21 protein-coding genes are annotated in these 22,624 nt (G+C 67.9%); 17 read left to right on the top strand and 4 right to left on the bottom strand.

The features are described 5' to 3' along the window. Positions 1 to 83: 83 nt before the first annotated feature. The 10 genes from FG323_RS00915 to FG323_RS00870 all read left to right on the top strand — a co-directional run bounded on the left by FG323_RS00915 (position 84) and on the right by FG323_RS00870 (position 13,561). On the top strand, positions 84 to 2,681 hold the full coding sequence (locus FG323_RS00915) for an EAL domain-containing protein (protein ID WP_141452545.1): 2,598 nt from the start codon (positions 84 to 86) through the stop codon (positions 2,679 to 2,681). Beyond that, complete coding sequence (locus FG323_RS00910) at positions 2,678 to 4,201, top strand: diguanylate cyclase (protein ID WP_141452544.1); 1,524 nt, start codon at positions 2,678 to 2,680, stop codon at positions 4,199 to 4,201. Before FG323_RS00915 ends, FG323_RS00910 begins: the two co-directional genes overlap by 4 nt. A 131-nt stretch (positions 4,202 to 4,332) precedes the next feature. Then, positions 4,333 to 4,737 carry a hypothetical protein gene (locus FG323_RS00905; protein WP_181444042.1) on the top strand — a complete coding sequence of 135 codons (405 nt, stop codon included), beginning with the start codon at positions 4,333 to 4,335 and terminating at the stop codon, positions 4,735 to 4,737. Between the two features lie 106 nt (positions 4,738 to 4,843). Next, positions 4,844 to 7,087: a methyl-accepting chemotaxis protein gene (locus FG323_RS00900; RefSeq protein ID WP_141452543.1), complete on the top strand. Its 2,244-nt coding sequence runs from the start codon at positions 4,844 to 4,846 to the stop codon at positions 7,085 to 7,087. Positions 7,088 to 7,157: 70 nt separating this feature from the next. Further along, a complete protein-coding gene (locus FG323_RS00895; RefSeq protein WP_141452542.1) occupies positions 7,158 to 8,042 on the top strand; it encodes a CheR family methyltransferase in 885 nt (294 codons plus the stop codon). After that, positions 8,039 to 8,641 (top strand): chemoreceptor glutamine deamidase CheD, encoded by a 603-nt coding sequence (cheD, locus tag FG323_RS00890; RefSeq protein ID WP_141452541.1) that lies wholly within the window; start codon positions 8,039 to 8,041, stop codon positions 8,639 to 8,641. The genes FG323_RS00895 and cheD overlap by 4 nt, the downstream gene beginning before the upstream one ends. Then, positions 8,641 to 9,714 carry a chemotaxis response regulator protein-glutamate methylesterase gene (locus tag FG323_RS00885; protein WP_141452540.1) on the top strand — a complete coding sequence of 358 codons (1,074 nt, stop codon included), beginning with the start codon at positions 8,641 to 8,643 and terminating at the stop codon, positions 9,712 to 9,714. Before cheD ends, FG323_RS00885 begins: the two co-directional genes overlap by 1 nt. Positions 9,715 to 9,852: 138 nt before the next feature. Further along, positions 9,853 to 11,043: a methyl-accepting chemotaxis protein gene (locus tag FG323_RS00880; RefSeq protein ID WP_141452539.1), complete on the top strand. Its 1,191-nt coding sequence runs from the start codon at positions 9,853 to 9,855 to the stop codon at positions 11,041 to 11,043. Positions 11,044 to 11,183: 140 nt separating this feature from the next. Beyond that, a complete protein-coding gene (locus FG323_RS00875) occupies positions 11,184 to 11,843 on the top strand; it encodes a histidine kinase (RefSeq protein ID WP_181444041.1) in 660 nt (219 codons plus the stop codon). Positions 11,844 to 11,845: 2 nt separating this feature from the next. Further along, positions 11,846 to 13,561, top strand: a complete 1,716-nt coding sequence (locus tag FG323_RS00870; protein WP_141452537.1) for an EAL domain-containing protein — start codon at positions 11,846 to 11,848, stop codon at positions 13,559 to 13,561. 101 nt (positions 13,562 to 13,662) lie between these two features. Here the strand turns inward: FG323_RS00870 and FG323_RS00865 are convergent, their stop codons facing one another. From FG323_RS00865 to flgA, 4 genes are all read right to left on the bottom strand, one after another. Further along, complete coding sequence (locus FG323_RS00865; protein WP_141452565.1) at positions 13,663 to 14,823, bottom strand: ATP-binding protein; 1,161 nt, start codon at positions 14,821 to 14,823, stop codon at positions 13,663 to 13,665. 167 nt (positions 14,824 to 14,990) lie between these two features. After that, complete coding sequence (locus FG323_RS00860) at positions 14,991 to 15,341, bottom strand: flagellar protein FlgN (protein ID WP_141452536.1); 351 nt, start codon at positions 15,339 to 15,341, stop codon at positions 14,991 to 14,993. After that, positions 15,338 to 15,646: a flagellar biosynthesis anti-sigma factor FlgM gene (gene flgM / locus FG323_RS00855; RefSeq protein ID WP_141452535.1), complete on the bottom strand. Its 309-nt coding sequence runs from the start codon at positions 15,644 to 15,646 to the stop codon at positions 15,338 to 15,340. Before flgM ends, FG323_RS00860 begins: the two co-directional genes overlap by 4 nt. Positions 15,647 to 15,811: 165 nt before the next feature. Then, positions 15,812 to 16,453 (bottom strand): flagellar basal body P-ring formation chaperone FlgA, encoded by a 642-nt coding sequence (gene flgA, locus FG323_RS00850; RefSeq protein ID WP_141452534.1) that lies wholly within the window; start codon positions 16,451 to 16,453, stop codon positions 15,812 to 15,814. Between the two features lie 190 nt (positions 16,454 to 16,643). On the opposite strand from flgA, the gene FG323_RS00845 reads away from it, so the two are divergent. The 7 genes from FG323_RS00845 to flgG all read left to right on the top strand — a co-directional run bounded on the left by FG323_RS00845 (position 16,644) and on the right by flgG (position 22,624). Then, on the top strand, positions 16,644 to 17,597 hold the full coding sequence (locus tag FG323_RS00845) for a chemotaxis protein (RefSeq protein ID WP_141452533.1): 954 nt from the start codon (positions 16,644 to 16,646) through the stop codon (positions 17,595 to 17,597). 285 nt (positions 17,598 to 17,882) lie between these two features. After that, a complete protein-coding gene (gene flgB / locus FG323_RS00840; protein ID WP_141452532.1) occupies positions 17,883 to 18,272 on the top strand; it encodes a flagellar basal body rod protein FlgB in 390 nt (129 codons plus the stop codon). Positions 18,273 to 18,275: 3 nt separating this feature from the next. After that, on the top strand, positions 18,276 to 18,683 hold the full coding sequence (flgC, locus tag FG323_RS00835) for a flagellar basal body rod protein FlgC (RefSeq protein WP_141452531.1): 408 nt from the start codon (positions 18,276 to 18,278) through the stop codon (positions 18,681 to 18,683). 26 nt (positions 18,684 to 18,709) lie between these two features. Then, the gene (locus FG323_RS00830) at positions 18,710 to 19,390 is read left to right on the top strand and encodes a flagellar hook capping FlgD N-terminal domain-containing protein (RefSeq protein ID WP_141452530.1); all 681 of its coding nucleotides are present in this window, start codon (positions 18,710 to 18,712) and stop codon (positions 19,388 to 19,390) included. 51 nt (positions 19,391 to 19,441) lie between these two features. Continuing rightward, the gene (flgE, locus tag FG323_RS00825) at positions 19,442 to 20,662 is read left to right on the top strand and encodes a flagellar hook protein FlgE (RefSeq protein ID WP_141452529.1); all 1,221 of its coding nucleotides are present in this window, start codon (positions 19,442 to 19,444) and stop codon (positions 20,660 to 20,662) included. A 230-nt stretch (positions 20,663 to 20,892) separates the two neighbouring features. Next, positions 20,893 to 21,645, top strand: a complete 753-nt coding sequence (locus FG323_RS00820) for a flagellar basal body rod protein FlgF (protein WP_141452528.1) — start codon at positions 20,893 to 20,895, stop codon at positions 21,643 to 21,645. Between the two features lie 193 nt (positions 21,646 to 21,838). Further along, entirely contained in the window at positions 21,839 to 22,624 is a 786-nt protein-coding gene (flgG, locus tag FG323_RS00815) for a flagellar basal-body rod protein FlgG (protein WP_141452527.1), read from the top strand.

The following is a 22,624-nucleotide window of genomic DNA, read 5'->3' as shown; positions in this document are numbered from 1 at the left end:
ATGAGCCCCGACTTTCCTCCCCACCGCTGCCATGCCCGCCCGATCCCCGCATCGGGAAGTGGCTCCTTGCGCGGTGACAGGGCATGAAGGCGTCCGTGTTCGCGCCCGCCCCGGTCGACACCGCCTTCGATCTGCTGTTCCAGACCCTGGAACAGTCGAACGACGCGGTGCTCGTGCTCGACGGGCAAAGCCGCGTCCTGCTGTTCAACGCCGCCGCCGAAAAGCTGTGGGGCGTGCCACGGGCACAGGCGCTGGGAGAGCCCCTGCACCGCTTCCTGCCGTGCCCGGTCGAGGGTGGCGCGGAACTTCCCGATCACGCCTGCGCCGCGCACTGGGTCGGCGGCCATCGCGAAGTGATGCTGGAACGCGGTGACGGTCGCCGGGTCACCGCTTCCCTGACCATGTCGCCGGTCGACGCCGGCAGCAGCCACTTCCACACCGCCGTGCTGCGCGATTTCACCGACGTGCGCCTGCAGCGCGAACGCATGCGCCAGTTGTCGCTGGTGGTGGATCGCAGCGACAACGCCATCTTCGTGAGTGCACCCAACCGGCAGGTCCTGTACGTCAACAGCGGTTTCACCCGCATGCTGGGCTACGAACTGGACGACCTGCGCAGCCGCAAGCCCAGCGAGGTGTTGTCCGGTCCCCATACCGAGCCGCAGCTGGGCGATCTCATCGAGCGCTCGCTCGCGCTCTCCGAGGGCATGCAGACCGAAGTGCTGCTCTATACCAAGAGCGGACGTCCGCTGTGGGTATCGGCCGCGATCAATCCGGTCCTCGATGATGACGGCCGTACCATCGGACTGGTCAGCGTGTTGACCGACATCACCCAGACCAAGGCGCACCAGGTCCTGCACCACAAGGTGCTGGACGCGATGGTCCGCGAGCAGCCGGTCACGGACGTGATGACCCTCATGTGCCGGGAAGTCGAGCGCATCGCTCCCGAAGTCGCGGTGTCCGTGCTGGCGGTGGATGGCGATGGCCGACTGCGGCCGCTTGCAGCGCCCAGCCTGCCGACCGCGCTGGTGACCGCCTGCGATGGCCTGGCGATCGGCCCGCGCGTGGGCGCCTGCGGCACCGCCGCCTGGCGGGGTCGCCCGGTGCACGTGCCGGACGTCGCCACCGATCCGCTGATGTCGGGTTTCCGCGACCTGCTGCTCGGCAACGGCCTGCATGCCTGCTTCTCCAGCCCGATCAAGTCCAGCAGCGGACGCGTGCTCGGCACGTTGTGCTTCTACTATCGCGAGCGCGGCGAACCCAACGATCTGCATCGCCGCATCGCCGACACCTGCCTGCACCTGTGCGCGCTGGCGATGGAGCGCGAACAGACCAACGAGCGGGTCCACCAGCTCGCCTTCTACGACACCCTGACCGGCCTGCCCAACCGGATCATGTTCAGCGCCAAGGCCGAACAGGTCCTGGCCAACTCCGCCCAGCTCAACAGCCAGGCGGCGGTCCTGTTCATCGACGTGGATCGCTTCAAGCGCGTCAACGAGGCGCAGGGCCACGCGGCCGGCGACGGCCTGCTGCGCGACATCGCCGCACGCCTGGCCGAGGAACTGCCCGGACCCAACCTGATCGGCCGCCAGGCCGGCGACGAGTTCGTCGCGGTGTTGCCGCAATGTTCCACCGAACAGGCCGCCAGCGTCGCCGAACGCCTGCTGGGCGCCATCGCGCGCCCGGCCACCGCCGGCGTGATGACCCTGCATCCCAGCGCCAGCATCGGCGTGGCGATCTATCCCGACGACGGCCGCGATATCGACCTGCTGCTGCGCCACGCCGACATGGCGATGTACCGCGCCAAGTCCGACGGCGGCGGCAGCGTGCGCTTCTTCAGCGGCGACATGAACCGGGTCGCGCAGGAGCGCGTCTCGCTGGAAACGGCGATGCGCGAAGCCTTGCTGGCCGACCAGTTCAGCCTGCACTACCAGCCGCAGATCAGCGGCGGCGGCGAACCCACCCTGTATGGCGTGGAGGCACTGCTGCGCTGGGAACATCCGGAACTGGGCATCGTGCCACCCTCGCGCTTCGTGCCGGTGGCCGAGGAATGCGGCCTGATCGCCGACCTCAGCCTGTGGGTGCTGGAACACGCCTGCGCCCAGATGGCCGACTGGCGTCGCCGCGGACTGCGGGTGCCGCGGGTGGCGGTGAACGTCTCGGCGATCAATTTCCGCGATCCGGATCTGTCGCTGCAGATCGCCAGTTGCCTGGATGCGCATGGCCTCCACCCCGACGACCTGATCCTGGAAATCACCGAGAGCGTGATGCTGGATCCCAATCCGGACGTGCTGGAGAACATCGAGGCCATCTACGTGATGGGCGTGCGCCTGTCGCTGGATGATTTCGGCACCGGCTACTCCAGTCTCAGCCACCTGCACCGGCTGCCCATCTACGAACTCAAGCTCGACCAGAGCTTCGTCCGCGACATCGACAGCAGCGCCATCGCCCGCACCCTCACCACCTCGGTGCTGCGCATCGGCGAGAGCCTGAGCATGAAGGTGGTGGCCGAGGGCGTGGAAACCGGCGCGCAGCACGCGTTCCTGGCCGAACAGGGTTTCCCGGTGCTGCAGGGCTACCTGTTCTCCGCGCCGCTGCCCGCGCCGGCACTGGAACACTGGTTGGGCAACAACGACTACGTGTCGATGCCGGCGTCCGGGGATGGCGCGGCGCACGCACCATGAGCGCCATCCCGCGTACGCCGCCGGTGCAGCGGTTGCCGGCGGCGTACTCCCTGACACCGCACCTCATCTACCCGCATCGGCTGTACCTGCTGCATGCCATCGCCACCGTCCTGGCGGTGGTCGCGATGGCGCCGGCGATGTGGACCCTGCAGGTGCCGCTGGAGCACTGGCTGACCACGCTGGCATTCGGCCTGGGCTGGCCGCACCTGGCGCGCTGGCGGTATCGCCGCAGCCGCAATCCAAACCGCGCCGAGATGCAGCACGTGCTGATCGACGGCCTGCTCGCCGGCATGGGCCTGCCGTTGATCGCCTTCAACCTGCCGATCGGCACCGCGCTGATCGCGGTGACCTGCTTCGCCGCGATGTTCGGCGGCGGTCCGCGCCTGCTCGCCGGCAACCTGTTGGCGCTGATGGTGGGCGTACTGCTGGGGATTCCCTTCTATGGCCTGCACTGGGAACCTGGCCTGGACTGGCTTTCCTTCCTGGCCAGCCTGCCGCTGGCATGGGTCGCGCCCATGGGCCTGCTGCGCATCGGCTACGACGTCACCCAGGGCCTGCACCACCGCCGCAACGAACTGGAGCTGCGCGGCTGGCATGACGGGCTCTCCGGACTGTTCAACCGCACCCACTGGGAAGACACCGTGCGCGCGGAGTTCGCCCGCTGCCGGCGCACCGGCCAGGCGGCGACGCTGATCCTGGCCGACCTGGATCACTTCAAGCAGATCAACGACCTGTACGGCCATGCCGAAGGGGATTCGGTGATCCGCCGGTTCGCGGATCTGCTGCGCACGAACCTGCGTGACATCGACGTCCCCGGGCGCTACGGCGGCGAGGAGTTCGGCGTCCTGTTGCCGCTCACCCCACTGCCCGAGGCGATGGAAGTGGTCCGCCGGCTGCACCGCCGCCTGCATGAGGCGCCGCTTTCGCGCCATCGCACCATCACCGCCAGCTTCGGCGTGGCCGAACTGACCGCCGACATCGACAGCCCGGAGACCTGGATCCGCCAGGCCGATCTGACCCTGTACCGGGCCAAGTACGACGGTCGCGATCGCATCGCCGAGCGCAGCGCCACGCCTGTCGCGCCATCCGCACCGGAGGGCGGGTCGTCGCATGCGCCCCTGCGCCCGGCGCTGTCGCCGCGCGATCCCGCGGTGCTGGCGCAACTGCTGCAGGGCATCGACATCGCCGACACGCCGGTGGCGATGTACAACCCGGACGATCAGCTGGTGATGGCCAACGACGCCTACATCCGCCTGCACGGCATCCCGCCGGGCGTGGTCCGCTTCGCCGACGTCATCCGCCATGCGCATCGCCTGCGACAGGGCGTGGCGCTGGACAGCGATCCGGAAACCTGGCTGCGCGACGTGCAGTTGCAGCGGCGGCGCGCGCCACGCCGGCTGTTCCCGGTGACGACCCTGGACGGAGTCCGCTTCCAGGGCATCGAGGTCTGTTTCAACGACGGCTGGATCCTGACCACCCTCGTGGCCGCCGCCCCGGCCGGTCTGGCCAGTCCGGCCTGACGCAAAAATGTGACGCCGTCCGCGAACACGCGGACCGGCGCCCGCACCGGCTCAAGTTCGCTCCGGAGGGGCCGATGACTGCCTTCAAGACGCCTTCCGCGTCATCGATTGTCCCTTCCCGGAGAGCACCCATGAAGATCGCCACCCTCATCACCCTGTCGGCCGCCGTCGTGGGCGCCACCCTGCTGTTGCCGGCCGAGCGCGCCAACGGCCAGGCCCAGGTCACCGACGCCATCCCCGCCGACAAGGCCGTGCGTTTCGCCGGTCGCGACGGCATCGTCTGCGGCAAGGTCGGCAAGGCCCGTTTCGCCGAAAACTCCGAAGGCACCCCGACCTTCCTGTACATGGGCGGCGACTTCCCGCGCCATACCTTCACCGCCCGCATCCCGGGCCCGGATCGCGGCAAGTTCAAGCCCGCCCCGGAAACCCTGGAAGGCAAGGACGTGTGCGTGATCGGCAGCATCCAGCGCGACAGCTCGCGCGCCGAAATCGTGGTGACCTCGCCGAGCAACCTCAAGCTGGCATCGATGCGCTGATCGCCCGTTCCCGTCGGCGGCGCCGCGCTGCGGTCCGCCGGTGTCCCCTTCCTTCGCCAGCCACTCCGCCCGCGACGTCGTCCGCCCCGGACCGAGGAAACCTTTCATGCAGTGGATCCAGAACCTCCGCCTGACCCAGAAGATGATGCTGGCCTTCGGCATCGTGCTCGTGCTGATGCTGGTGCAGGGCGTCTCCTCCTTCATCGGCCTGAAATCGCTCAATGGCGTGACCCGCGAAATGGCCGACAACACGCTGCCCAGCGTGAGCACCGCGGGCGCGCTGCGTGGCCTGATCGGCGAGTACCGCGCCACCACCTTCACCACGCTGGTCCGCGCCAGCGACGCGGTGAAGAACGATGCGCGTGGCCGGGCCAAGCGCATCCATGCGGAGATCGACAAGGCCATCGCCGCCTACAAGCCGCTGATCTCCACCGCCGCCGAACGCAAGGCCTACGAGGCCTTCGTGGCCGACTGGAGCAAGGCGTACAAGTCCTACCAGGACGTCAACGAGATGCTGGAGCTGGACCTGCAGGACGACGCCATCGATACCTTCATCGGCGGCACCTGGAATGCCCACGCCAAGGCGGCCGCCTCGCTGGATGCCCTGCTGAAGGAAGTCAACCGCCAGACCGCGGTCACCGCCAAGGACTCCGCCAGCACCTACACCGCTTCCAGTTCGCTGTTGCTGATCATGCTGGTGGCCGGCATTGTCGGTGGCCTGGTCCTGGCCTGGCTCTTCGCACGCGCCATCGCCCGCGCGGTCGGCGAGGCCGTGCGGGTGGCCAACGACGTTTCGCGCGGCAAGCTGGACGGCAGCATCGATACCTCGCGCAAGGACGAAGTCGGTGAACTGCTGGCTTCGATGCAACGCATGCAGCACCAGGTGCAATCGGTCATCGCCGCCCAGTCGGAGATGGCGCAGCGCCATGAGGAAGGCGCGATCAGCTACCGCATGGACGACAGCGCGTTCCCGGGCGAGTACGGCCGGATGGTGCGCGACACCAACGCACTGGTCGCTTCGCACCTGGAAGCGATCGGCAGCGCGCAGCGGATCATGCAGCGCTATGCCATCGGCGATCTGAGCCCGGACATGGATCGCCTGCCCGGCGAGAAGGCGACGCTGACCGAAACCATGGACGCCACCAAGGCCAGCCTTTCGGCCATCAACGCCGAAATCAAGCGGCTGGCCAGCGCCGCGGCCGCCGGCGACTTCAGCCAGCGCGGCGAGGTCGACCGCTACCAGTACGACTTCCGCGACATGGTCGCCGGCCTGAACCAGCTGATGGAAACCACCGACGGCAACCTGGACCAGGTCTCGCAGCTGTTGCAGGCCATCGCCCGCGGCGATTTGACCGCCCGCATGGACGGCGACTTCCACGGCGTGTTCGCCCGCATGCGCGACGACGCCAACGCCACCGTCGCCCAGCTCACCGACATCGTCTCCCGCATCCAGGACGCCTCCACCGCCATCAACACCGCCGCCGGCGAGATTGCCTCCGGCAACGCCGACCTGTCCCGCCGCACCGAACAACAAGCCGCCAACCTGGAGGAAACCGCCGCCTCCATGGAGGAACTGACCTCCACCGTGCGCCAGAACGCCGACTCGGCCCGCCAGGCCAACCAGCTGGCCATCGGCGCGGCTTCCGTCGCCTCCCAGGGCGGCAACGTCGTCGGCCAGGTCGTCACCACCATGCGCGACATCGAAGCGGCCTCGCGCAAGATTGCCGAAATCATCGCCGTCATCGACGGCATCGCCTTCCAGACCAACATCCTGGCCCTCAATGCAGCGGTGGAAGCGGCCCGTGCCGGCGAACAGGGCCGCGGCTTCGCGGTGGTGGCCTCGGAGGTGCGTACCCTGGCCCAGCGCAGCGCCAACGCGGCCAAGGAAATCAAGGGCCTGATTGAGGCCTCGGTGGACCAGGTGGCCACCGGCTCTTCGCTGGTCAACCAGGCCGGCGCGACCATGGGTGAAATCGTCGCCTCGGTCCAGCGGGTCACCGACATCATGGCCGAAATCGCCGCCGCCTCGCAGGAACAGTCCGCCGGCATCGAGCAGGTCAACCAGACCATCACCCAGATGGACGAGACCACCCAGCAGAACGCCGCCCTGGTCGAGGAAGCCTCCGCCGCCGCCCGCAGCATGGAGCAACAAGCGCAGAGCCTCGCCGAGGCCGTGTCGGTGTTCGAACTCGACGATCTGGCGCCGGCACCGGCCGCCGCTGCGGTCGTCGCTCCGAGGGTGGCGCCCAGGCCCGCATCGGTCGCCCGTTCCACCCCATCGCGCCAGACGCCCGCCGCCATCGTCGAGGCCGCGCTGGCCACCGAAGGGGAAGACTGGCAGGAATTCTGATCCCGCCATTCGCTGCAACGGGCGCCCCCAGGGCGCCCGTTCTCGATAACCCGCTCCCCACGAGTTCTCCATGTCCGTCCCGCTCCGCACCTCTCCCGCCGCCGCCCACGATGAAGACGCTTCGCGCACCCATGGACGCGAATTCGAGTTCGGCGATCGCGATTTCCGCCGCGTCTGCGATCTGATCCGCCAGCGCGCGGGCATCGCCCTGGCCGACGGCAAGCGCGACATGGTCTACGGCCGGCTCTCGCGACGCCTGCGCGCGCTCGGCATGCGCAGCTTCCGCGAATACCTGGATCAACTGGAAAGCGACGGCGGCGACGAATGGCAGGCGTTCACCAACGCGCTGACCACCAACCTGACCTCCTTTTTCCGCGAGCCGCATCATTTCGATCGCCTGCGCGAGGAACTGGAACGGCGCGGCGGCGCGGGCACGCTGCGGCTGTGGTCGTGCGCGGCCTCGACCGGCGAGGAACCCTACTCCATCGCCATCACCGCGTGCGAAGCCTTCGGCACGATGGCGCCGCCGGTGCGCATCCTCGCCACCGACGTGGACACGCAGGTGCTGGCGACCGGGGCACGCGGCGTCTATCCGCTGGAGCGCATCGCCGGGCTGGACGACGGCCTGCGCCGCCGCTACTTCCAGCGCGGCACCGGGCCGAACGAAGGCCATTGCCGCATCCATCCGGCGCTGCGCCAGCTGATCGACTTCCGCCCGCTCAACCTGCTGGCGCCGCGCTACGACGTGGAAGGTCCGTACACCGCGATCTTCTGCCGCAACGTGATGATCTACTTCGACAAGCCGACCCAGCGCGGCATCCTGTCGCGGCTGGTGCCACACCTGGCCGACGACGGCATGCTCTATACCGGCCACTCCGAAAACTACCTGCACGCCGCCGACATCATCCAGCCGTGCGGGCGCACCCTGTACCGCCGGGCCGGGGCACGCGGATGAGCGCCGCCGCCCTCGCCTTCGCCGAAGGCAGCGTGCTGCGCTACCACGACGCCCGCTTCCAGACCCCGGCCGCCAAGCTGCTGCCCACCCAGTACCTGGTGGTCGACGACGACACCGCGCTGGTCACCGTGCTCGGTTCCTGCGTGGCGGCCTGCATCCGCGATCCGTTGCTCAAGCTGGGCGGCATGAACCATTTCCTGCTGCCCGACGGCCAGGCCAACGATGGCGCTCCTTCGCGCTACGGCGGCTTCGCAATGGAACTGCTGATCAACGACCTGCTCAAGCGCGGTGCCAGCCGTTCGCGCCTGGAAGCCAAGGTGTTCGGCGGCGCCAACGTGCTGAAGGGGTTCACCAGCAATCCGGTCGGGACCCGCAACGCCGAGTTCGTCCGCCGTTACCTGGACATTGAACGCATCCCCGTGGTCGCCGAGGACCTGTGCGGCATCCATCCGCGCAAGGTCTGGTTCTTCCCCGCCACCGGCCGGGTGGTGGTGCAGCGACTGCCGCACGCCCACGACGCTGAAGTGGCCGCCGCCGAATCCGCCGCCCGTGCCCGCCTGTCGCGCACGCCGGTCAGCGGTGGCGTGGAGCTGTTCTGATGGGAGCGCCCTGCAAGGTCCTGATCGTCGACGACTCCGCGGTCGTGCGGCAGATGCTCACCGAGATCCTGGCCAGCGACGCCGGCATCGAGGTGGTCGGTTCGGCCAGCGATCCGCTGATCGCGCGCGACAAGATCAAGCGCCTGAATCCGGACGTGATCACCCTGGACGTGGAAATGCCGCGCATGGACGGGCTCGCGTTCCTGGAAAACCTGATGCGGCTGCGCCCGCTGCCGGTGGTAATGATCTCCTCGCTGACCGAGCGCGGCGCCGACACCACCCTGCAGGCGCTGGCGCTGGGCGCGGTGGACTTCGTCTCCAAGCCCAAGCTCGATGTGGTCCGCGGGCTGGAGTCCTACGCAGACGAAATCATCGCCAAGGTCAAGGCCGCGGCGCGCGCCAAGGTGCGCCCGCTGGCGCGCCCGGCCAGCGTGCGCCAGAGCGCCGACGCGGTGCTGCCCGCCGCGCAGCCGGCGCGAGCGCTGCGTTTCCAGACCACCGATCGCCTGATCGCCATCGGCGCCTCCGCGGGCGGCACCGAGGCCCTGCGGGTGGTGCTGGAACAGATGCCCGCCGACGCCCCGGCGATCGTCATGACCCAGCATATTCCCGCCGGTTTCAGCCGCGCCTTCGCCGAACGCCTGGATCGGCATTCGGCGATGGCCGTGCGCGAAGCCGGCGACGGCGAGGCGATTCTGCCTGGCCACGCCTACCTGCCGCCCGGCGGACGCCACCTGCGGGTGATTCGCGACGGCGCCCGCTGGCGCTGCCGGATCGACGATGGCCCGCCGGTCAACCGGCACAAGCCGGCGGTCGACGTGCTGTTCCGTTCGGTGGCGCACGCCGCCGGCGACAACGCCATCGGCGTGATCCTCACCGGCATGGGCGACGACGGCGCGCGCGGCCTGCTGGAAATCGCCCAGGCCGGCGCCCCGACCTTCGTCCAGGACGAAGCCACCAGCGTGGTCTGGGGCATGCCCGGCGCGGCCGTGCGGCTGGGCGCGGCCAGCGAGACCGTGCCGCTCGACGACGTCGCCGAACGCCTGGTGCAACTGTCCGCGCAATCGCGCTGACCACCCGTTTCCGCCGTTTTTCCGGCAGATCTCCACCCAGTTCACAGTTTTCCCCGCGCATCGCGCATTGCCGCGACGAACGCTAAAGAGCCATCCCCCATGGCCGATATCCATACCGTGATTCAGCAGAGAGCACCCATGTATTCGCGCATCCTGGTTCGTCTTGCCGCTCCCTTGATCCTGACGCTGGTGTTCCCGCTGTCGGTCGCCTTCGACTGGCCCGGTGCGGTCCAATGGGCCATCCTGACCACGATGACGCTGGCCTGGCTGCTGTTCGCCTTCCTGTCGGTATGGGGCGCGCAGAAACCCAGTGCGGAACACACCAGCATCCTGCGCGAGCAGGACACCCTGCTGAACGAACTGCGCCGCTTCGTCGGCAATGAAATCGATGGCTCGCGCGCCGAAATCGACCGCGCGCGCGGCCTGATCCGAGATGCGGTCGGCGGCCTGGGCGAGAGCTTCGACGCGATGATGCGCAAGTCCCGCGAGCAGAGCCAGGCGGTGTCGCGCATCGTCGACCGCGCCGGCGACGGCGACCGCGCCGGCGTGGACGTGGCCCGCTTCGCCCAGCACGCCAGCCAGCGCATGGAGCAACTGGTGGAAGCGCTGGAACAGGTCAGCGGCCAGAGCACCACCACCGTGCACCACATCGACGAGATGGCCCAGCACCTGGATGGCATCTTCTCGCTGCTGGAGGACGTCAAGTCGATCGCCGACCAGACCAACCTGCTGGCACTCAACGCCGCCATCGAAGCCGCCCGCGCCGGCGAGGCCGGCCGCGGCTTCGCGGTGGTCGCCGACGAGGTGCGCAACCTGTCCGAGCGTTCGACCGCCTTCAACGAACAAATCCGCAAGCTGGCCCACAGCTCCAAGGACGCCATCGCCAAGGTCCGCGAGACCGTCTCGCACATGGCCTCGCGCGATCTGGACCGTTCCCGCGAGGCGCGCGGCGAGGCGGCCAACATGCTGACCCAGGTCGCCGCCATCAACGCCTCGCTGGGCGACGGCATGCGCGAGATCTCCCAGTGCGGCCATGCCATCGACCTGAGCGTGGCCGAGGCGGTGCGCGCCCTGCAGTTCGAGGACATCGCCACCCAGTCGCTGGGCAGCGCGGTCACCCACCTGGAGCGCCTGACCACCATCAACCAGGAAGCGCTGGCGCTGCAGGAACTGCTGCACCGCAGTGGCGGCGTCATGGACCAGGAACTGCTCTCGGCCCTGCGCCATATCGGCAGCCGCCTGCGTGACCGCCGCAGCGAATGGGAGCGTCCACCGCACAAGCCGGTGGCGCAGCAGAACATGGGCGCGGGCACCGTCGAACTGTTCTGATTCTCGACGAATACGTTCCCGACGCATCCGCTTTCCCCGACGCCGGCACCGACTCCACGGTGCCGGCGTCGTCGTATCCGCCGCGCCGGAACCCGCGGGCAACTGGCATACTGGCGCGGTTGTCCATCCGACCGTTGCCAATGACGGCCCGCACACCCGCCGCTCCCGACACCTCGTCCACCGCCGCCGACGCCCTGCGCGAGCTGTACGCGCGCCAGGAAGCCGAGCGCCGCCAGGTCGCGCGGGCATTGCACAATGAAATCGGCCAGGCGCTGTCGGCCATCAAGATGTCCGCGCACCTGGCCGGCGACGAGGACGACGCCGCCCAGCGCCGCCAGGATCTGGCCGACATCGTGCGCATCGCCGACGATACCGTCGCTCGCCTGCGCGAGCTCTACGCGGATCTGCGCCCGCCGCAGATCGACACCCTTGGGCTGGCCGCCTCGCTGCGTGGCGAAGCCGAGCGCTGGCAGGCACGCTGGGGGGTGGCTCCGCGGCTGCAAATGGCCGACCCGGCGCCGCGCGCGGAGCCCGCGATCGAACTGGCCGCGTTCCGCCTGGTGCAGGATCTGCTGTTGCCGCTGCCCACGCTCGCCTCGCTGGAACTGCGGCTGTTAGCCGCGCGCGGCGGCCTCGCCGTGTTGGAAGTCCGGCATGACGGGCCCGCGCCCGATCCGCTGACCGCAACGTTGCTGCAATCGCGCGCCACGGCCGCCGGCCTCGCGCTCCAGTTGCCCGGCGATGCGCATGCCGGAACCCGCCTGCGGGTGGAACTGCCCGCCACGATGGTGGAGGCCTGAGCATGTCCGCCTACCCCGTCGCGCCGCCCTCCATCGCCCGCCTCGGCGCGCTGGATCCGGATCTGCAGGCCATGGTCGAGTCCGCCATGCAGGGCGGCACGCCGCTGATGCTGCTGCACGTCGACATCGATCACTTCCGCTCCATCAACGAGAACATGGGCGCCGACGTCGGCGACCAGGCGCTGCTGCTGCTCGGCCAGCACCTGTCCACCCAGTTGGGCCCGGAGGCGCGGGTCTGGCGCCAGGGCAGCGACGAGTTCATCGTCGCCATGCCGCGGTTGCCCCAGGTGCCGTCGCCGGATGCGTTCGGCGCATTCGTGCGCGATCAGGTCGAACTGCCGATGGCGGTGCTGCCCTATACGTTGTTCCTCACCGCCACCGTCGGCATGGCGCTGTGCCCGGAAGACGCCACCACCGTCACCGGGCTGCTGCAATGCGCGGAGACCGCGGTCGGCCAGGCCAAGCACGAGGGCCTGAACCTGGTCCGCCGCTATGCCCGCGACGCGGCCATCAGCATCCGCAGCGACAGCATCATCGCGCGCCAGATCGTCAACGCGATCGACAACAACGAGTTCCGCCTGCACTATCAGCCGCAGATCAACGCCCATGACGGCCGTGTGGTCGGCATGGAAGCGCTGCTGCGCTGGCATTCACCGGCGCTGGGCGTGCTGATCCCCGAGCGCTTCATGCACGTGGCCGAGAAGCTCGGGGTGATCGTGCAGATTGGCGACTGGGTGCTGCGCGAGGCGTTCCGGCAGGCGCGGGTCTGGCGCGACTGGGGCTTCGACGACTTCGAGATCGCGGTCAACGTCTCCACCCTGCAGTTGCTGCGCCCCAACTTCGTGATGGAGGTGCTGGAGGCGATGCAGGCCGCCGGCATCCCGCCGCAGATGGTGGTGCTGGAAGTGCGCCAGAACGCGCTGGCCAAGGACACCCTGCTGGTCCACCGCACCCTGGCCAGCCTGCACCGCGAAGGCGTGCGCCTGACCCTGGACGACTTCGGCATGGGCGACTCCAACCTGGACTCGCTGGTGCGCTTCGCGGTCGACAAGATCAAGATCGACCGCAGCTTCGTGAAGGGCGTGCCGGCCAGCAACCGCGAGGTCGCCATCACCTGCGCGATCATCGCGATGGGCCACCAGCTGGGCATGAAGGTAATCGCGCATGGCGTGGAAACCGACATCCAGCTGGGCTTCCTGCGCCGCAACCATTGCGACATGTTCCAGGGCCACCTGTTCGGCGAACCGATGTCGGCAGACGATGCCGGCGCGGTACTGCGCCGGCGCTACCTGCGCGCCGACGCCTTCGCCGCCACCAAGCCGGATCGCACCCTGCTGCTGCTCGACGACGAGGAGAACATCCTGCGTTCGCTGGTGCGGCTGTTCCGCCGCGACGGCTACCGCATCCTGGCCGCCTCCAGCGTCAACGACGCCTTCGAGCTGCTGGCCACCAACGACGTGCAGGTCATCCTGTCCGATCAGCGCATGTCCGACATGAGCGGCACCGAGTTCCTTGGCCGCGTGCGCGTGCTGTACCCGGACACCGTGCGCCTGGTGCTGTCCGGCTACACCGACCTGGCCACCGTCACCGAAGCGATCAACCGCGGCGAAATCTACCGCTTCCTGACCAAGCCCTGGAACGACGACGACCTGCGCGAGCACATCCGCCAGGCCTTCACCGCCTACGAGAACCAGCCGCACCACCGCGTGGTGGGTTGATTGCAGTGGTTCAAGTAGCGGCGGAGCAAGCTCCGCTCTACCGATGCGTGGAGCCGAGCTTGCCCGGCTGCCTTTGCCATTCGCGACACCCCACGCGAACCTCAGCCCGCATCCTTCACCGGCTGCCGCACCGGCAGGGTGATGCGGAAGCGCGAACCTTCACCGGGCTTGCTGTCCACCTCGATGCGGCCGTTGTGCTTCTTCACGATGCCGTAGGAAATCGACAGGCCCAGGCCGGTGCCGCTGCCGACCGGCTTGGTGGTGAAGAACGGATCGAAGATGTTCTGCAGGATGCTCTCGGGCATGCCACTGCCGGTATCGGCGATTTCGATCCAGACTTCCTCGCCGGCCAGTCCGGTGGTGATGGTGATGCGGCCCTTTTCCTCGATGGCGTGGCCGGCGTTGAGCAGGATGTTCATGAACACCTGGTTGAGCTCGGACGGCAGGCACTGCACCAGCGGCAGCTTGCCGTAGTGCTTGTCCAGGCTGACCTTGTACTTGAGCTCGTTCCAGATGATGTTGATGGTCGAGTCCAGGCCATGGTGCAGATCCGCCAGCTTCCACGAGTCGTCGCGCCCGGAGTAGGAGAAGTCCTTGAGGCTGCGCACGATCTGGGTCACCCGCTCGATGCCCTCGCGCGACTCCGACATCAGCTGCGGCAGGTCGCTGGTGATGAAATCGATGTCGAATCGCGAGCGCATGTCGTCGATTTCCGGCAGCAACGCCTTCGGATCCGGCGCGCGCAGGGCGCGCTCGTAGATTTCGATCAGGGCGAACAGGCTGTGCAGGTATTCCTGCAGCGATCCCAGGTTGGAATGGACGTAGCCGATCGGATTGTTGATCTCATGCGCCACGCCGGCGGCCAGCTGGCCGATGGAGGCCATCTTTTCCGATTGCACCAGTTGTTCCTGGGTACCGGCCAGGCGGATCAGGGTCTGCCGCAACTGGGCGTGCCGGCGCTGCAGTTCCTGCTGGCGCGCGTGGCCTTCGCTGATGTCGTGGAACAGGATCAGCGCGTAGCCGTCGTCACCCGGCGCGTGGTGATGGTAGATGCGCAGTTGCAGGATGCGGCCATCCTCCAGCGCCAGTTCGCCGTTCCAGTGCCCCGTCGCGCGGGCGGCACGGCGCGCCTCGGCCGGCACCAGCTCCAGTACGGCCTGCAGCGATTCCGGCTCCTCGCCCTCGGGCAGCAGTGCCAGCGCGGAGGCATTGGCATGCAAGGCGCGATCATCGCCGCGGCACAACAGCACGCCATCGTCCATCAGCTCGGTGAGCGCCTGGATGTCGACGAAGGACGGGATGTCCGCGGGAAGACGGGAAGCGGAGGAAACACTCACGACGGATGGCCCCTCGAAAGGGAATGGCGGCAAACGGGGGCCGCCAGTATCGGCAAGCGTCGCGGCGGCGGCAAGCGCGTGCGCCGCGCGCCTCAGGCCACCGCGATGGGGCGGCTGCCGCGCAGGACTTCGGTCTGTCCGTTGGCATCGTAGGCGCCGCTGCTTTCGCTGCGCCCAAGGTGACGCAGTGCCCAGTTCACCTCGCGGCGACGTCGCGCCAGCAGCGCGCCATTGGACTGGTTGGCTTCCGACAGTTCGCGCAGCCGCTGTTCGAACGGCGTGGACGCGGACGCGGGCATGCGGCTTTCCAGTTCGCGCAGCGCGGCCAGCTTCTCCCGGGTCGAACAGACCAGCGCTTCGACATCGTGTTCCAGGATCGCGCGGCGCTCCTCGGCCAGTGCCGAGGCCAGGCGTTCGAACTGGGTCTCCAGTTCGGCGCTCATTGGCCGAGCTGGCGTTCCAGGCTCAGCATGCCGTCGGCGATCGCCTCGGCATTGATCCGGTACGTACCGGCCTGGAGCGCGTCGCGGACCTGCTGGACCCGCGCGGTATCCACCGCGGAGGCCGAGGACAGCTCGCGCTGCAGCGCCTGCAAACCAGTGGCCTCGCCGGTCAGGCGCAGGCTGTCGCCGCCCGCGCTGGCTTCCACCGGCCGGGAACGTTCGGCGCCGGACGCCGCCACCTTGCCACCGATCGGACCGGTGGTGCGGATGGCAGAAGGCGCGTTGCCTTCGATTTTCTGGCTCATGTCGGTCTACCTGTTGCGGGTTCAAACAGCATATCGGCCGTCAAAGGCAAAGCTTTAGTGACGGAATCCACATTTTTTTATCGGGAGCGCAGCCGAAGCGCACTTCCCTGCCAGCTCGGTATCGGCCGCCCGTCCGGGGACTTTAGGACCGATTCCATTTTTTTCTCAGCGGCTTACCCAGACGTCACCGCCCGGGCCGACCACGCCCTGCACCACCCGGCGCGAGGACAGGTTTTCCACCGTCACCCGCTCGTTCTCGCCGGCGTCGGCCAGCGCCTTGCCGGCCACCCGCACCTCGACCCCGCCGCGACGCGACACCAGCGCCACGTTGTCGCCGCGCCGGATCAGGCGGGGCGCGACCAGGTCGTTGGCCCCCAGCACCGAGCCGGCGGTCAACATCCGCCGCGCCACCTGGCCCACGGCCTGCGCCGGATCGGTCAATGCGCCGGCGCCGATGCGGCCACCGTCACGGGTTTCGGCGACGAACGCATCGGCGGTCACCACCTGCCCCGGCGCGATGCCGCGATTGAGCACCAGCACGGTCTGGCTGCGGCGCACCCGCACCGGCACGAACAGGCGCCAGCCATGCGGGCAGCCGACCTCGACCGAACCACTGTTCTGCACCCGGGCTTCAAGCGGCGCGGCGCAACGCGGCAGGCGCAGGTTCGGGTCCAGCGTCGCTTCCGCCTCGCCGGCCGACGCCATCGCGCCAACCGCGGCCTGGCGGATGCTGTCCACCGGCTGGAAGTCCGCGGCGGGCACGGCGAACGCCGCCAGCAGCGCGGGCAGCAGCACGAGTCGTCGCATGGGCGGGCTCCATCGGTTCATCGGTGACAAGGAATGCAAGCGATGTGCCGAAACCAGCGGTCCTCGCGCCTGCCGCGGTGCGCGTTGGTGAAATGGACGGCGTGACCGCCGTCCCGCGAGGATCGAGCCTTCCCCGCCGCCGTACGCCGCGCACCACTCAAGCCGCCCGCAACCCGGCCGATATGCCTGCATGACCCAGGATCTGCTCAACCGCATCGACCAGCGCACCCGCCTGGCCGGCCACAACCGGCTCGCCCTGTTGCTGTTCCGCCTGGGCGGGCGTCAGCTTTTTGGCGTCAACGTCTTCAAGGTGCAGGAGGTCCTGCGCCGCCCGCCACTGTTCCAGCTGCCCGGCCTGCCCGCCGAATTCGCCGGCGCGGCCGATGTACGCGGACGTTCGATACCGGTGCTGGACCTGGGCCTGAGCATCGGCCATCCGGAGCGCGATCCGGATCCGGCGCGCGCGCCCAACTACCTGGTGGTCACCGAATTCAACCGCTCGGTGCAGGGCTTCCTGGTCAGCGACGTCGAACGCATCGTCAACATCGCCGTCGAGGACATCCATCCGCCGCCGGAACTCGGCGCGGAAGCCAGCTACCTGACCGCGGTCACCCGCTTCCAGGGCGAGTTGATCCAGGTCATCGACGTGGAAAGCGTGCTCGCCGACATCTCGCAGGCGCGCATGGACGCCCCGCTGGCGCCGGAAATGGCGCTGCCCGCCGACGCCCCGCCGCTGCAGGTGCTGGTGGTGGACGATTCGCGGGTGGCGCGCTCGCAGATCCGCAGCGTGCTGGACCAGTTGGGAGTCAGCGCCACCCTGCTCTCGGACGGCAAGCAGGCCCTGGATCACCTCCTGCAGATCCAGGCCGCCGGCGAGGATCCGGCCGAGCGCTACGCCATGGTCATCTCCGACATCGAGATGCCGGCCATGGACGGCTACACCCTGACGACGGAAATCCGTCGCCACCCCGGCCTGGCCGGCCTGTACGTCCTGCTTCACACCTCGCTCTCGGGCGTGTTCAACAACGCCATGGTCGAGCGGGTCGGCGCCAACGCCTTCGTCGCCAAGTACAGCCCGCACGAACTGGCGGACTACGTGCTGAACCGGCTGAAGCAGGTGGTGGCGACGAAGCGGGCGGCGTGACGGCGGCCGGTTGGCCGCCGGGATTGGGGATTCGGGATAGCCCCCTTTGGAAAAGGGGGCGGGCGGCCGCGTCAGCGGACGATGGGGGATTTGCGCGGTGCCAGGAGCACCGGCGAAGAGCAAATCCCCCTCGGTCCCCCTTTTTTAAAGGGGGAGGCAAAGCCACAAGGTGCCCATCGTTCCCCATGAGAAGGAATGGCACCGGCACTTAGTGGGGGAAGCATCTCCCCCGGACTGGCACAAGCCTTGCACCCACCCGGGCAACGTTCCCAACGGGGCCCGCCAATGTCCAATCCCATCCGCGACTACCTGGGCGTCCACGCCGCCGCCCTGCCGCTGCGCGAGCAGCGCATGCAGCTGATCGCCAGCAACCTCAGCAATGCGGACACCCCCAATTACAAGGCCAGGGATCTCAACTTCCAGGCCGTGCTGGAGAACGCCGCCGCCCGCCAGGCCGCGCCGCTGCAGACCAGCGACGCGCGTCACCTCAACGGACTGGAATTCGGCCCGCAGATCTACGAGCGCCAGGGCGTGCAGCCCAGCCTGGACGGCAACACCGTCGATGCCGACACCGAGCGCGCCGCCTACGGCCGCGCCGCGCTGGAGTACCGCGCCTCGCTGAGCTTCATCGAATCCAAGGTGCGCACCATGCTCACCGCCATCACGGGGCAATAAGCCATGAGCAACCTGCCGATCTTCGACGTCGCCGGTTCAGCCCTGCAGGCGCAGTCGGTGCGCCTGAACACCATCGCCAGCAACCTCTCCAACGCCGACTCCATCGCCTCATCGCCCGAGGCGGTGTACAAGCCGATCGAGCCCATCTTCCAGGCGCGTCCGCTCAACGCTGACGGCTCGCTGACCTCGGTGCAGGTCAAGGAGATCACCCAGAGCGAAGCCCCGCCGATCAAGCGCTACGAGCCCGGCCACCCGATGGCCGACGCCGAAGGCTACGTCTATGCGCCGGACGTGGATCCGGTCGCGCAGATGGTCAACCTCATTTCCGCTTCGCGTGGCTACCAGGCCGGCGTCGAAGTCCTCAACACCGCCAAGGAACTGGCGCTGGCCACGCTGACCATGGGTCGCTGACGCGACCCGCCCACCGGAGCAACCGCATGACCACCGCCGTCAATGGCGATCCCTTCGCCGCGATCAACAACAGCACCACCGGCACCGGGTCGAACAAGAAGAAGGAAAGCCTGGGCCAGGCCGAATTCATGCGCCTGATGACCGAGCAGCTCAAGCACCAGGATCCGCTCAAGCCGCTGTCCAACAGCGAGTTCATCGGCCAGCTCGCGCAGTTCTCCACCGTGCAGGGCATCAGCGAGCTCAACACCACCGTCAACGGCTTCACCACCGCGCTGACCGGCGATCAGGTGCTCAAGGGCGCTTCGCTGGTCGGCCATGACGTGCTGGTGCCGTCGGAGAAGATCGCACTCGGCGCGCAGGGCAGCGCCACCGGCCTGGTGATGTCACCGGCCACCGGCACGCTCAAGGTCGAAATCACCGACGCCAGCGGCGTGGTGGTCGACACCATCGAGATCGACGCCGCCAAGGGCGAGACCGCGTTCGCCTGGGACGGCGTGAAAGCCAACGGCGAACGCGCGCCGGAAGGCGTGTATGCGATCAAGGCCACCCACACCGACGACACCGGCAAGGCCACCAAGCTCAACACCTACGTCGATTCCACCGTGGAAAGCGTGACCATCGGTTCCGACGGCCTGTATCTCAACCTGCCCGGCCTGGGCACCGCTCCGCTCGACTACGTGCTGCGCATCGGCAAGTCGGCTTCCTGATCCCTGACATCCACGGGCCATTCCGACCCGGCATCCGCTAAGGAGTTTTCCATGGCTTTCAACAGTTCGCTCTCTGGCATGAAGGCGGCCAACGCCGACCTCAACGTCACCTCGCACAACATCGCCAACGTCGGCACCACCGGATTCAAGGAATCGCGCGCCGAGTTCGCCGAAGTATTCTCCACCACCGGTTACGGCCTGCTGCGCAACGGCATCGGCGCCGGCGTGCGGGTGACCAACGTGGCCCAGCAGTTCTCGCAGGGCGACATCAACCAGACCGGCCGCTACCTGGACCTGGCGGTGGATCGCGAAGGCTTCTTCACGGTCAGCAACAACGGCACCAACGTTTACACGCGCGCCGGCAACTTCCAGCGTGATCCCAACGGTTTCGTCACCACCCCGGACGGCTTCCGCCTGCAGGTGTTCCCGCCGCGTGCCGACGGCAGCGGTTTCGATACCGGCCGCCTGGTCGATCTGCAACTGCTGACCAGCGACAGCCCGCCGGCGCCGACCACTCTCGTCAACCTGGGCGTCACCCTGCCCGGCAACGCCGCGCAGCCGACCATCACCCCGTTCAATCCCAATGACGGCAACAGCTACAACGAGACCACCTCGGTCACCGTGTACGACTCGCTCGGCGTGGCCCACCAGCAGTCGGTCTACTACGTGAAGACTGCCAATCCGAACGAATGGCAAGCCCACGTCTACGTCGACGGCACCTCGATGGGTCCGGCCACCACCGTGCAGTTCGACAACAACGGCGCGCTGACCCTGCCGGCCAACGGCCGCATCACCCTGGCGCCGTTCACCCCGACCACAGGCGCCGGCGTGCTCAACATGACCCTGGACATCACCGGCACCAACCAGTACGGCGAAGCCTTCGCCAAGAAGGACCAGCGCCAGGACGGCTACGCCAGCGGCAAGCTCAACGAGTTCACCGTGTCGCCGGAAGGCGTGGTGTTCGCGCGCTATTCCAACGGCGTGGACCGCGCCATCGGCCAGGTCGCGCTGACCAACTTCACCAACCCGCAGGGCCTGGTCTCGCAGGGCAACAACACCTGGACCCACAGCTACGCCTCGGGCGAACCGCGCACCGGCGCACCGGGCACGTCCGACTTCGGCCAGGTCGCCTCCGGCGCGCTGGAAGCCTCGACCGTCGATCTGACCGAACAGCTGGTCAACATGATCGTCGCCCAGCGCAACTTCCAGGCCAACTCGCAGATGCTGTCCACCCAGGATCAGATCACGCAGACCGTCATCAACATCCGTTGATGAGATAGCCCCCTTGACCAGCCATTCGGCTATTGAAAGCGAAAAAGGGGGCGGGCGCCGAAGGCGACGGGGGATTTACTCTTCGCGCAAACAGCAAATCCCCCTCAATCCCCCTTCTCCGAAGGGGGAGGCAAAGCCAAAAGCGCTTCTCCGATTCTCCGCTTCTCCGATTCTCCGCTTCTCCGCTTTTCCGATTCTCAATTCCCGATTCCCCATTCCCGGCAAAGCCCATGGACAAAGCCCTCTACGTCGCCATGACCGGCGCCCGCGCCTCGCTGCAGGCCCAGGGCGCGGTGTCGCACAACCTCGCCAATGTGGACACCAAGGGCTTCAAGGCCGCACTGGCCGCGACCGAGGCGTTCAAGATTCCCGGCCAGGGATTTCCCTCGCGCGTGGACGCGGTGTTGACGGATCCGGGTTTCGATTCGCGTACCGGTACCCAGATGGTCACCGGCCGTTCGCTGGACGTTTCGCTGCAACCGGGCCGCTGGCTGGCGGTGCAGGCGCCGGATGGCGGCACGGCCTATACCCGCAACGGCGAACTCAGCGTCACCCCCAACGGCCAGTTGGTCACCAACGGCGGCCGCGCCGTGCTCGATGAGAACGGCAATCCGATCGCCATTCCGCCCGCGCAGTCCTTCGACCTCGGCGCCGACGGCACCATCTCCATCGTGCCGCAGGGCGAAGGCCCGCAGACCATGGCGATGGTCGCCCGCATGCGCATCGTCGACGTGCCGGCCTCGCAGCTGGCGCGTGGCGCCGACGGCCTGATGCGTCCGGCCGACCCTGCCCAGCCGCCCCCGCCGATGGCCCAGGGCAACAGCCTGACCACCGGCGTGCTCGAAGGCAGCAACGTCGACGCCGCCGGCGCCCTGGTCCAGATGATCCAGCTCCAGCGCCAGTTCGAAATGCAGGTCAAGGTCATCCGCACCGGCGACGACATGGCGCAATCGTCGAATCAGTTGCTGCGGCTGGGGGGTTGAAGGCCGTGAATCGGGAATGGGGAATCGGGAATCGTAGGCACACGTTTGTGGCCTACGTCCCAATTTCCATTCGCGTCGGGATTTCGACCGTGTCATTGGCACGGCACTTGCCTGTTCTTTTCCGTGAGGAGGGAGCCGGCGGCAGTATCGATTCCCGATTCCCCATTTCCAATTCCCAAACAAGGACCACGCCATGAACCAGGCACTCTGGGTCGCCAAGACCGGGCTCGATGCGCAGCAGACGCGCATGTCCGTGGTCTCCAACAACCTGGCCAACACCAACACCACCGGTTTCAAGCGCGATCGCGCCAGCTTCGAGGATCTGCTGTACCAGCAGTTGCGCCAGCCCGGCGGTTCGACCTCGCAGCAGACCCAGTTGCCGTCCGGCGTGCAGCTGGGCACCGGCGTGCGCGTGGTCGCCACCTCCAAGGATTTCCAGCAGGGCAATCCCCAGCAGACCGGCCGCTCGCTGGATGTGATGGTCAACGGCCGCGGTTTCTTCGAGGTGATGCTGCCCGACGGCACGCCGGCCTACACCCGCGACGGCTCGTTCCAGATCAACGCCCAAGGCGAACTGGTCACCAACAGCGGCTATGCCGTGCAGCCTGGCATCCAGGTGCCGGAAGGCGCGCAGTCGATGACCATCGGCAACGACGGCACGGTCAGCGTGACCATGGCCGGCGAGGCGCAGGCGGTGGAAATCGGATCGCTCACCCTCACCGACTTCGTCAATCCGTCCGGCCTGCAGGCCAAGGGCGAGAACCTGTACGTGGAAACCACCGCCTCCGGCCCCGCCCAGAACGGCACGCCCGGCCTCAATGGCCTGGGCAACCTGGTGCAGGGGTCGCTGGAAGGGTCCAACGTCAACGTGGTGGAAGAGCTGGTCAGCATGATCGAAACCCAGCGCGCCTACGAAATGAATGCCAAGGCCATTTCCACCACCGACTCCATGCTCGGCTATCTGAACAACAACGTCTGA

The organism is Pseudoxanthomonas sp. z9, from assembly GCF_006542425.1.
In the GTDB taxonomy this organism is placed as follows: domain Bacteria; phylum Pseudomonadota; class Gammaproteobacteria; order Xanthomonadales; family Xanthomonadaceae; genus Pseudoxanthomonas_A.
Note: the sequence above shows the minus strand (reverse complement) of the source record. Positions and strands in the feature narration are given on the sequence as shown.